This window comes from Oribacterium sp. oral taxon 108 str. F0425, assembly GCF_000214455.1.
GTDB lineage: Bacteria > Bacillota > Clostridia > Lachnospirales > Lachnospiraceae > Oribacterium > Oribacterium asaccharolyticum.
Genome location: NZ_AFIH01000001.1, coordinates 2,508,461 through 2,518,361, shown reverse-complemented (window position 1 = coordinate 2,518,361; position 9,901 = coordinate 2,508,461). Strand labels below are relative to the sequence as shown.

Annotated in this window: 12 protein-coding genes, 3 tRNA genes and 1 rRNA gene; all 16 read left to right on the top strand. The window is 46.4% G+C overall.

Features of this window, described 5'->3' with window-relative positions:
* Positions 1-1,146, top strand: a 23S ribosomal RNA gene (locus HMPREF9124_RS11345); the annotation flags it as partial.
* Positions 1,147-1,272: 126 nt separating this feature from the next.
* Positions 1,273-1,345, top strand: a tRNA-Asn gene (locus tag HMPREF9124_RS11340).
* A 27-nt stretch (positions 1,346-1,372) separates the two neighbouring features.
* Positions 1,373-1,443: transfer RNA gene (locus tag HMPREF9124_RS11335), tRNA-Cys, on the top strand.
* A 19-nt stretch (positions 1,444-1,462) separates the two neighbouring features.
* Positions 1,463-1,534 (top strand) — tRNA-Glu (locus HMPREF9124_RS11330).
* 65 nt (positions 1,535-1,599) lie between these two features.
* Complete coding sequence (locus HMPREF9124_RS11325) at positions 1,600-1,959, top strand: DUF6145 family protein (RefSeq protein ID WP_009428999.1); 360 nt, start codon at positions 1,600-1,602, stop codon at positions 1,957-1,959.
* Complete coding sequence (locus HMPREF9124_RS11320) at positions 1,956-2,771, top strand: biotin--[acetyl-CoA-carboxylase] ligase (RefSeq protein WP_009429791.1); 816 nt, start codon at positions 1,956-1,958, stop codon at positions 2,769-2,771. Before HMPREF9124_RS11325 ends, HMPREF9124_RS11320 begins: the two co-directional genes overlap by 4 nt.
* A gap of 79 nt (positions 2,772-2,850) precedes the next feature.
* Positions 2,851-3,381 (top strand): hypothetical protein, encoded by a 531-nt coding sequence (locus HMPREF9124_RS11315; protein ID WP_009427685.1) that lies wholly within the window; start codon positions 2,851-2,853, stop codon positions 3,379-3,381.
* Positions 3,381-4,052, top strand: coding sequence for a guanylate kinase (locus tag HMPREF9124_RS11310; protein ID WP_009428510.1), 672 nt, complete (start codon positions 3,381-3,383; stop codon positions 4,050-4,052). The genes HMPREF9124_RS11315 and HMPREF9124_RS11310 overlap by 1 nt, the downstream gene beginning before the upstream one ends.
* Before the next feature lie 22 nt (positions 4,053-4,074).
* Positions 4,075-4,959 carry a hypothetical protein gene (locus tag HMPREF9124_RS11305; protein ID WP_009428720.1) on the top strand — a complete coding sequence of 295 codons (885 nt, stop codon included), beginning with the start codon at positions 4,075-4,077 and terminating at the stop codon, positions 4,957-4,959.
* 12 nt (positions 4,960-4,971) lie between these two features.
* Positions 4,972-5,811, top strand: coding sequence for a PSP1 domain-containing protein (locus HMPREF9124_RS11300; RefSeq protein WP_009429580.1), 840 nt, complete (start codon positions 4,972-4,974; stop codon positions 5,809-5,811).
* A 3-nt stretch (positions 5,812-5,814) separates the two neighbouring features.
* Positions 5,815-6,558, top strand: coding sequence for a tRNA1(Val) (adenine(37)-N6)-methyltransferase (locus HMPREF9124_RS11295; protein ID WP_009428336.1), 744 nt, complete (start codon positions 5,815-5,817; stop codon positions 6,556-6,558).
* A gap of 213 nt (positions 6,559-6,771) precedes the next feature.
* Complete coding sequence (locus HMPREF9124_RS11290; protein ID WP_009429995.1) at positions 6,772-7,782, top strand: DUF2156 domain-containing protein; 1,011 nt, start codon at positions 6,772-6,774, stop codon at positions 7,780-7,782.
* Entirely contained in the window at positions 7,757-8,404 is a 648-nt protein-coding gene (locus HMPREF9124_RS11285) for a GNAT family N-acetyltransferase (protein WP_009428176.1), read from the top strand. Before HMPREF9124_RS11290 ends, HMPREF9124_RS11285 begins: the two co-directional genes overlap by 26 nt.
* Before the next feature lie 226 nt (positions 8,405-8,630).
* Positions 8,631-8,969 (top strand): 30S ribosomal protein S6, encoded by a 339-nt coding sequence (gene rpsF, locus HMPREF9124_RS11280; RefSeq protein ID WP_009429918.1) that lies wholly within the window; start codon positions 8,631-8,633, stop codon positions 8,967-8,969.
* 22 nt (positions 8,970-8,991) lie between these two features.
* Entirely contained in the window at positions 8,992-9,453 is a 462-nt protein-coding gene (locus HMPREF9124_RS11275) for a single-stranded DNA-binding protein (RefSeq protein WP_009427741.1), read from the top strand.
* A 63-nt stretch (positions 9,454-9,516) separates the two neighbouring features.
* Complete coding sequence (gene rpsR, locus HMPREF9124_RS11270) at positions 9,517-9,789, top strand: 30S ribosomal protein S18 (protein WP_009428553.1); 273 nt, start codon at positions 9,517-9,519, stop codon at positions 9,787-9,789.
* The last annotated feature ends 112 nt before the right edge of the window (positions 9,790-9,901 follow it).

The following is a 9,901-nucleotide window of genomic DNA, read 5'->3' as shown; positions in this document are numbered from 1 at the left end:
CCGCAGAGAAAAGGCTCAAGCAACTGTTTAGCAAAAACACAGGTCTATGCGAAACCGTAAGGTAAAGTATATGGGCTGACGCCTGCCCGGTGCTGGAAGGTTAAGAGGAGAGGTTAGAGCAATCGAAGCTTTGAATTGAAGCCCCAGTAAACGGCGGCCGTAACTATAACGGTCCTAAGGTAGCGAAATTCCTTGTCGGGTAAGTTCCGACCCGCACGAAAGGCGTAATGATTTGAGCGCTGTCTCAACAATGCACCCGGTGAAATTGAAGTGCCAGTGAAGATGCTGGTTACCCGCGCCAGGACGGAAAGACCCCATGGAGCTTTACTCCAGCTTGATACTGGGATTCGGTAATGTATGCACAGGATAGGTGGGAGACTGAGAAGATAGTACTTCGGTATTATCAGAGTCGCTGTTGGGATACCACCCTTATGTTATTGGATTTCTAACCTTAGGCCGTAAGCCGGTCAAGGGACAATGTCAGGTGGGGAGTTTGACTGGGGCGGTCGCCTCCGAAAGTGTATCGGAGGCGCTCAAAGGTTCCCTCAGGATGGTTGGAAACCATCCAAAGAGTGTAAAGGCATAAGGGAGCCTGACTGCGAGGCTGACGGGCCAAGCAGAGTAGAAATACGGACTTAGTGATCCGGTGGTATGAAAGTGGGATTGCCATCGCTCAACGGATAAAAGCTACCCTGGGGATAACAGGCTGATCTCCCCCAAGAGTTCACATCGACGGGGAGGTTTGGCACCTCGATGTCGGCTCATCGCATCCTGGGGCTGAAGTCGGTCCCAAGGGTTGGGCTGTTCGCCCATTAAAGCGGTACGCGAGCTGGGTTCAGAACGTCGTGAGACAGTTCGGTCCCTATCCGGCGCGGGCGTAGGATATTTGAGAGGATCTGTCCTTAGTACGAGAGGACCGGGATGGACTGACCTCTGCTGAACCTGTTGGGAATCAATCCCATCGCAGGGTAGGCAAGTTGGGAATGGATAAACGCTGAAGGCATCTAAGCGTGAAGCCAACCTCAAGATGAGATATCCCATCGTTAAGAGTAAGACCCCTTGAAGAGAACGAGGTAGATAGGGCTGAGGTGTAAGTGCTGCAAAGCATTCAGCTGACAGCTACTAATAGGTCGAGGGCTTATCCAATGCGTCTGATTGATATGTTTTACTGCTGGAATGATTGCGGAGTCCGGAAATCGTAGGCAATGCGGATTTATCTTGACAGGGTTTGCCCTATTCGATATAATCCTTTTCTGACGGATATTTATTTATGCCTCTATAGCTCAGTCGGTAGAGCACGCGGCTGTTAACCGCGGTGTCGTTGGTTCGAGTCCATCTGGAGGCGTTTCACATCTCTCACCGAGGGAAGTGTGGCGAAGTAGCCAAGTGGTAAGGCGTGGGTCTGCAACACCCTGATCACCGGTTCAAATCCGGTCTTCGCCTTTCACTCTACAAAGAGTTTGGCGCCATGGTCAAGCGGTTAAGACACCACCCTTTCACGGTGGTATCACGAGTTCGAGTCTCGTTGGCGTCATTTTGTCTCAAGGTTTTCCTTGAGATTTTTTTGTTATAAAAATTCACCGGATGAAGGAGGACAGCATGAACTTGCCGGAACAGGGAGAAGCCGCAAAAAGAGTACTGTGTGGAGCCAATTCCTATATTGAAAAATATTTTTTTAATCCTCGCTTTCAGAATCTTCCGGAAGAGGTTCAAGAGAGCCTACAGAAGATTGCCGTCGTTTATACGGAAGAGATTGGTGGGATATTTATACTGCAATTTGATGAAGAGGGAAAATTGGACATGGCTTCCATAAAAGAGGACGATGATTTTCTTTATGATCCGATAGGCGCGGAATTGAAACGGAAGCAGATTTTCAAGGATTACAAAGAACTCTTTTCCAAATTGGAAGAGTATTATGCCGGTCTTCTAAAGATAGAGAAGGAAAAAGCCAAGTCATGATTGATTTAAATGAGAAACAGATTCTTGCCTATTTTAAGGAGAAACTTATCTCTTCTCCTCATCAAGAGAAGCTCCCTCTTCCGTCTGTGAAAATTTTTCCGGAAACGGGATCGACGAATACCGATATGAAGGAGTCTTTGAAAAAAGAGGGAGAAGCTCCGGAAGGCACGGTATATCTTACGGACTGTCAAAGCGGCGGGAGAGGAAGACAGGGACACAGTTTTTACTCTCCAAAGGGAATGGGAATATATTTTTCTATTTTAACCAGGCCGAAGGAAAGTTCGGGAGATGCATTAACCATTACGACGCATGCCGCAGTAGCGGTCGTGCGGGCTGTGAAGGAGCTTTACGATATTTCCCTTTCCATTAAGTGGGTAAATGACCTTTTTTTAAATGGGAAAAAGGTTTGCGGGATTCTTGCAGAAGGAAAATTCTGCCCAGCCTTGGAATATTGCATTATGGGTATCGGGATTAATCTTTTCACACCGGAAGGCGGATATCCTGCAGAGATAAGTGAAATTGCAGGCTCTCTTTTCGGAGAATATCAGGAGGAACGCTTTTTTGATTTTGACAGAAACCGGCTAATGGCTACGATTCTTTATCATTACTTCTGTATTTGCGACGAAAAAGAAGTTTTACCGGAATATCGGGAAAATAATCTTGTTTTGGGAAGACGTGTTTTATTTTCGGAAAATGGAATCGAAAAAGAAGGAGTAGTGACAGCAATTACAAAGCATGGCGAACTTTTCCTTAGCCTGGATTCCGGTGCATCGCAAATTCTCTTATCCGGAGAAGTGAAATTTGTTTCATGAGGAAAGAGATAAAATTTGATTTCAGAGCCGTTACCATGCTATATTGATGTACTGTATAAGTGTCGGTATGGAGGAGAGTATGAAAGATAAGCGAAATAAACGAAACAGAGTGGATGAAGAAGCCAATTTTATCGGCGACGTTGTACGTTTGCTTTTTGCCCTGTCTATCGCCGTAGTGACAGTGGTGGCAGGTTTTATCTTATTTAAAAATATTTCCGGCTTCAGCCTTCCGAACTTGAAGGAAACGGAAGTCAGTACGGAACAGACCAAGGATGCGGTTGTGATTACGGAGGCAGCGAAGGAGACGAAAAAAGAGAGTCGAGAAGAGACAACGGAGCAGACAGAAGAGTCTAAAGAAACGGAAAGCACAAAGGAAAGCACTACGGAAGAAACGAAAGAAAGCACGAAGGAGTCGGAGACAAAGAAAGAAAGCAGCACCGCGAAAGAAAATGGTGTTGTCGGGGAATCTCCCACTGCGGCAACAAAGAAGGCCGAAAGCACAAAGGCGGAAACCTCTTCCGGAAAAGCTCCTTCCGACCATGTTGCCATCGGAGAGGCGCCGAAGGCTGCGGACGGAGATGTTGTGGAAGAAGGACCTGGGGTACACTGATGATTTATTACCTTATGGGAAAATCCGCATCCGGAAAAGACAGCATCTTTCATAAGCTTCTTGAAAAAGGACATTTCCGACGCTTGATTCCCTATACGACAAGACCGATGCGGGAAGGAGAGGCGGAGGGGCAGGAGTATCATTTTATTTCCGAAGAAGAGTTTGAAAAGCTGATTTCCACCGGAGAAATGGCGGAGCATCGTATCTATGATACGGTATTCGGAAAATGGTATTACGGTACCGTCTTACCCGAAGAGGCGGAATCCGCAGTACAAGCTGATAAGCCTGAAAGAACGGCAGTTACCGAACAAGCCGCTGAGACGGAACGAGCCGCAAAGAAGCGTTACCTGGCAATCGGGACACTCGAAAGCTATCTGCAGCTGAAAGAGAAACTCGGGGAGCGGGGAATCTTTCCACTCTATATTGAGGTTCCGGACGAAATTCGACTGGAACGCGCCTTTCTTAGACAGGAGGGAGGCGGCAAGAAAACAAGGGAAGAGATTCTTCGCCGCTTTAAAGCGGATGATGAAGACTTTTCCGAGGATAAGCTGGCTCAGGCAGGCATCCGAAAGCGTTACCCAAATACGGATCTTACGGAATGCACGAAAGAGATTGAACAAGATACGGTTCTTTCGGAATGCACGAGAGAAATCGAAAAGGATACGGAGTAGAGGAGAAGCCTTAGGAAGGAAGATGAAAGAAATCAAGATATCGTCCAATCGAATTCATAACGCCTATCTTCTACTCGGACAGGAAGAGGAAGATTTGGTGAACATGGCAAATCGATTTGCCATTACGCTTCTCTCCGAAGAAAAGCATTTTCAGGAAAAGGGCTTTGCAACGAAAGAGCAGTATCGGGAAAATGTGGCGCTTCGTGTTGAAAAAGGCGAGCATCCGGACTGCATCGTAGTGGATTTTCAGGAGAAAGCCGGAGGCGGGAAAAAGAGCAGCATTTCCATAGAGCAGATTCGTACGGAGGTCAAGGGCACAGCCGATATTTCTCCAAAGGAGGGAGAGTATAAGCTGTATCTCATTAAACACAGTGATACCATGACTGTAGAGGCGCAAAATGCGATTTTGAAAACGCTCGAAGAGGCACCGGATTTTGTGGTGATTCTTCTCCTTGCTCAGAATGAAACGAAGCTTTTGGATACGGTTTTAAGCCGTGTGGTGAAGGTCTTTGCGGGGGAAATGGATATAGAGAAGCGCCTTCGATTTTTTTCGCAGAATCCCGCGCTTATCAAGCTCTTACCCTTTCTTCGGGAGCTTTCCTTTAAGAAACAACAGGAAATGCAGGAATTTGCGGAAGAGCTCTCTACCGTACCTGCTGAGGATTTGTTTTGCTTCCTTGATATTATTTTAAGGGATGTGTTATGCTATAAGTGCACGGGGAATCCGGCGCTTTTATATGAAAAAGAGGGAATTCCGTGTTTGGCCGAGATGGGGCAGAGATATTCTTTCCGCTTGCTTGGCAAATGGGGGGAATATCTGGAGCGATATAAGAGGGGGAAGACGTATAATGTACAAATTTCCCTACAGATTATGGATTTATTTTTCCTACTGCATGAAGAAGGATAGGAGTTTTACTATATGACAGAAGTGATTGGCGTTAAGTTTCGCACGGCGGGGAAGGTGTATTATTTCTCTCCCAAGGGGGTGAGTTTTTCTCGCGGAGAATATGCCATTGTGGAAACCTCAAGAGGGGTGGAATACGGAGAGGTACTTTTAGAAAATCAGGAGATTACGGAGGATAAAATTGTTGCTCCGTTAAAGGATATTCTCCGTAAGGCTACGGAGGAGGACAGAGTACAGTACGAAGCAAACCACGCTTTAGAGCGGGAAGCCTATGAGACTTGCCAGAAGAAGATTAAAGAGCACGGTTTGGAAATGAAACTGATTGATGTGGAATATACCTTTGATAAGGGAAAGGCCTTGTTTTACTTTACGGCGGAGGGAAGAGTGGACTTCCGTGCTTTGGTAAAGGACCTGGCCTCCATCTTCAGAACGAGAATTGAATTGAGACAGGTCGGTGTCCGGGATGAAACGAAGCTTCTTGGCGGCTATGGTGTCTGCGGAAGACCCCTCTGCTGCCATAGCTTTCTTTCGGAATTTGCACCGGTATCCATCAAGATGGCAAAGGAACAGGGTCTGTCCTTAAATCCCAGCAGTATCTCCGGTGTCTGCGGGAGATTGATGTGCTGTTTAAAAAATGAAGAAGAGGTTTATGATTTTTTAAACTCCAAGCTGCCCGCGCTCGGGGAATTTGTGACCACGCGTGAAGGCTTAAAGGGAGAGGTGATTTCCGTATCCGTTCTGAATCAGAAAGTAAAATTGATTGTCAATCTGGAAAAAGAGGATGAAAAAGAACTCAGGGAGTACTCGGTTTCGGATTTGAAGTTCAAGCCTCGTCGGAAAATGGATTTGGAGTAAGCTTTGGAAAGAATAGATGATTTGCAGTGTAAGGGCTACCGTATTGTACAGGATACGGAAGCCTTTTGTTATGGAATAGATGCGGTACTGCTCAGTGCCTTTGCAAAGGGAGCGGTAAAAAAGGGAAATGCCGTTTTGGATTTGTGTTCCGGAAACGGCATTGTTCCTCTGCTTCTTGCTGCGAAAACCGAGGCCGGAAAGCTCGTCGGAGTGGAGATTCAAGAGGAAGCGGCAAGTCTTGCGAGGCGATCCATTTCCCTGAATCGGGAAGAAGAACGAATGGAAATGCTGACAGGAGATCTTTGTCATATAGAAGAGCTTCGCATGAAAGGCGGAGAGCGACTTGCCCATCGATTTCAGGTCGTGACCGCCAATCCTCCCTATATGCAGTCGGATTTGCAAAACCCCGACTCGAAGAAACTCATCGCAAGACATGAAATTCTCTGCCGTTTTCAAGATGTGGCCAAGGCTGCGCGTTTTGCTTTGGACAGCAGAGGAAAATTCTTTATCGTGCATCGTCCGAAAAGAATGGCGGAGATTATCAGTATTTTGCGGGAAAATAAGCTTGAGCCGAAGCGGCTGCAAATGGTGCACTCCTATCTAAACGGAGAGGCCAAGCTCTTTCTCATGGAGGCGGGAAAGGATGCCGGTGTAGAACTGCGCATCCTCCCTCCGCTTGTGGTTTATCGGGAAGATGGAGAATACACGGACGAACTGAAAGAAATCTACGGAATAGCATATCCGTAAACGGATATTATCCGAATAAAGGGACTAGGCGAGGGCATTTGGCCGTGCTAGATTGAAGGAAATCATTGGAGAGGAGTCTACAGAGAAGATGTCTTCCGATGAAAGCTAAAAAAAGCATAAAGAAAGGAGGAAATCAGTTCTTTTTTCCTTTTCTTTTTTCAATCTGTGGTAAAATAATAAGCCTAGAGTGTAAAAGGAAAGGAACGAATATTCATGCAGGATGCAAAAAAGCTGCAATTTTCAGTACTGCGGGCTGAAGACTCCAAGCATATCGCGCCGTATTTTTATCGCAGACCGAACAGAACCTGTGACAGCTGTGCCCTTGACAGTTATTTATGGAGAGAGTACTGCGATATTATGGTCGCTGAAGAGGAGGACAAGGCCCTTTTTCTTCTGATGGATCGGGAAGGTGAGAAATATACGGCGATGCCGTATTGTGATGAAGAGGATCTCCCGATTTATTTTCAGAGAATTGAGGAGTATTTTAATCAGGTTTTGAACCAACCTCTCAAGATTTATCTTGCGGATGAGGAGGCGGTGAAGTTTCTCAAATTGGAAGAGAACCCGCGTTATCTGGTGAAGGAAGAGGAAGATTTTAAGGACTATCTCTATGATGCGGAGGAGCTTAGGACTCTGCCCGGGAAGCGTTTTCATAAGAAGAAGAACCTGGTAAACAAGTTCAAGAGAGAATATGAGGGACGCTGGGAGTACCGGAGCATTTGCTGCAGTGAGAAGGTCGTTGTTTGGGAGTTTTTGGACCGATGGTATCAGTCTCGTGTCAAGGAAGAAGGAAACGGCGAAGATACCCTGGAATATGAAATCAAGGGGATTCATGAAGTTTTGCAGAATTGCATGAGCATTGACCATTATATCGGCGGCATTTTTATTGATGGCCGACTGGAAGCTTTTTCCATCGGGGCCTATAACCCGAGGGAGGAAATGGCCAGCATTTCCATAGAGAAAGGCAATCCCGAGATTCCGGGCATTTACCAGGTTATTAACCAGGAATTTTTACTGCATGAGTTCCCGCAGGCGAAGCTTGTGAATCGAGAGGACGACATGGGACTTGCCGGCCTGCGAAAGGCGAAGGAAAGCTATAATCCCATTGATTTTGCGCGGAAGTATATGGTCGTGCAGAAGGATTTCAAGGGCTATGAAGACTTTGTTGTAGATAAGTTTGAGGAAGAGGTTATGCAGTATGACGAGGAAGATACTCCTTCTTAAAACGCCGGAAGAGCAGGAAAGGACGAAGGCCTTGTATCGGGAGATTTTTCCTGAAGATACGGAAGCGTTCCTGGACTTTTATTACAAGGAGAGGCCGAAGCGGATTCTTGCCATGGAGGAAGACGGGCAGATTATTGCCATGCTTCACTTAAATCCCTTCCTGCTTTCTTTTTTCGGAAAGGAAATCACCGCCAGCTATATCTATGCGGTAGCGACGAAAAAAGAGAAAAGAAGACAGGGCATCATGGGAGAACTCCTCCGTTACGCCTTTCAACTCTTAAAAGAAGAGGGAGAAGTCTTCTGCATCCTGATTCCCGTAGCGGAAAGCATTTACAGTCCCTACGGCTTTCGGACGGTGGCGAAGCTTTCCAAAGAGGAAAGCGAGGCGGAAGAAGGGATAAATGTCCTCTACGCGGTACCGACAAAGGCACTTTTGGAACGGAGAAAAAAGGAAGCGCTACTGGATTCCGAGGAGGATGCACTTCCGGAAAATCCGGTTCTTATGATGAAGATTTTAAACAAGCCGCTCTTTCTATCCTATACCGGCTATCCGGATGAAAGCGAGGAGGAGCTGCTGAGAAGACTTTCCGGCGAACGGATTCATTTTTCGGATGACATTTAAGTCCGGTATACCGGAAGTGCGGTGGTAAGCCATAGCAACGGAAGCTATGGAAGGCAGAACGAGAAACGCCGTGTGCCTTCCCTAAAAACCGGTGTGTAAAGAAAAGGTAGCATAAATCCAGAATTAGCTTGCGGAATAACAGTTTTTTTGCTAAAATAGACGACTGTATCACTATTCCTTGCTTTTCCATTAGGAAAGGCCAGAGACCATAAGGAGGTAAAAGCGAATGAACAAGTATGAGTTATGCGTTGTTCTCAGTGCGAAGCTCGATGATGAGGAGAGAGCGGCAGCCATTGAAAAGATCAAGGGATTTATTACCCGTTACAATGGAACTGTTGTTGAGCCTATCGAAGAGTGGGGAAAGAAGAGACTGGCTTACGAAATTCAGCACATGAAGGAAGCCTACTACTATTTCATCCCGTTCACAGGAGATGCAAACACTCCTAACGAGCTCGAGAACCAGGTTCGTATTATGGAGCCGGTAATCCGTTATCTTGTTGTTAAGCCGGAAGAAACAGCACAGGCTAAGACAACGGAGCATGCAGCAGAAACTGTAGCTGAATAAGCAAGCGGAAAGCGAGTAAAAGATGAACAGAGTTATCCTAATGGGTAGATTGGTAAGAGATCCTGAGATTCGGTATTCCCAAGGGGAGAATAGCATGGCTATTGCAAGATACACTCTTGCGGTAGACAGAAGAGGCAGAAGAAACCAGAACGACGGTCAGCCGACGGCAGACTTTATCCGTTGCGTGTCCTTCGGACAGAGAGCGGAATTCGCCGAGAAATATATGCATCAGGGGATGCGTATGTTGGTTTCCGGAAGCATTCAAACCGGCAGTTATCAGAACAAAGACGGACAGACGGTGTATACCACGGATATTATTGTGGATGACCAGGAGTTCGCGGACAGCAAAGGACAGGGAGGCGGAAACGGCTCTTCCTATTCCAGAGAATCGAACAGTCCGTTTATGGGCGGAACAGACGATTTAAGCGAAGGATTTATGAGTATACCTGATGGGGTAGAGGACGAGGGACTCCCCTTCACCTAGGTTGGGAAGTTTTCCTCAGGATGAAAAAAGGCAGAAGTAGTCTGCCATAGAAGGAGGAAAGCCATGGCATTTCAGAAGTCAGATAAAAGCGGTTCAGCAAGACCAAGACGCGCTGGCGGCGGCTTCCGCAGCAGAAAGAAAGTTTGTGCATTCTGCGGAGAGAAGTCCAAGCCGGTAGATTATAAGGACGTAGGAACTCTTAGAAAGTTCATTTCTGAGAGAGGTAAGATTCTTCCCAGAAGAATCACAGGTACCTGCGCATCTCACCAGAGAGCAATTACAACAGCAATTAAGCGTGCAAGACACATCGCATTATTGCCATATCAGGTAGATTAATAAGAGCGGCTCCACGAAAGTGGAGCTGTTTTTTTGTGTGAACGGAATACGCCTTTTCTTTGACCATAGTTCTTCGGAATGGTATAATTTTTCCAAATGTCTTTAAAGAAAG

Bases quoted from the DNA above. Each gene is read 5' to 3' on its own strand.
- HMPREF9124_RS11305 (WP_009428720.1), top strand. From the start codon at position 4,075: ATGAAAGAAATCAAGATATCGTCCAATCGAATTCATAACGCCTATCTT.
- rpsF (WP_009429918.1), top strand. From the start codon at position 8,631: ATGAACAAGTATGAGTTATGCGTTGTTCTCAGTGCGAAGCTCGATGAT.
- HMPREF9124_RS11325 (WP_009428999.1), top strand. From the start codon at position 1,600: ATGAACTTGCCGGAACAGGGAGAAGCCGCAAAAAGAGTACTGTGTGGA.
- HMPREF9124_RS11290 (WP_009429995.1), top strand. From the start codon at position 6,772: ATGCAGGATGCAAAAAAGCTGCAATTTTCAGTACTGCGGGCTGAAGAC.
- HMPREF9124_RS11315 (WP_009427685.1), top strand. From the start codon at position 2,851: ATGAAAGATAAGCGAAATAAACGAAACAGAGTGGATGAAGAAGCCAAT.
- rpsR (WP_009428553.1), top strand. From the start codon at position 9,517: ATGGCATTTCAGAAGTCAGATAAAAGCGGTTCAGCAAGACCAAGACGC.
- HMPREF9124_RS11285 (WP_009428176.1), top strand. From the start codon at position 7,757: ATGACGAGGAAGATACTCCTTCTTAAAACGCCGGAAGAGCAGGAAAGG.
- HMPREF9124_RS11300 (WP_009429580.1), top strand. From the start codon at position 4,972: ATGACAGAAGTGATTGGCGTTAAGTTTCGCACGGCGGGGAAGGTGTAT.
- HMPREF9124_RS11320 (WP_009429791.1), top strand. From the start codon at position 1,956: ATGATTGATTTAAATGAGAAACAGATTCTTGCCTATTTTAAGGAGAAA.
- HMPREF9124_RS11275 (WP_009427741.1), top strand. From the start codon at position 8,992: ATGAACAGAGTTATCCTAATGGGTAGATTGGTAAGAGATCCTGAGATT.
- HMPREF9124_RS11310 (WP_009428510.1), top strand. From the start codon at position 3,381: ATGATTTATTACCTTATGGGAAAATCCGCATCCGGAAAAGACAGCATC.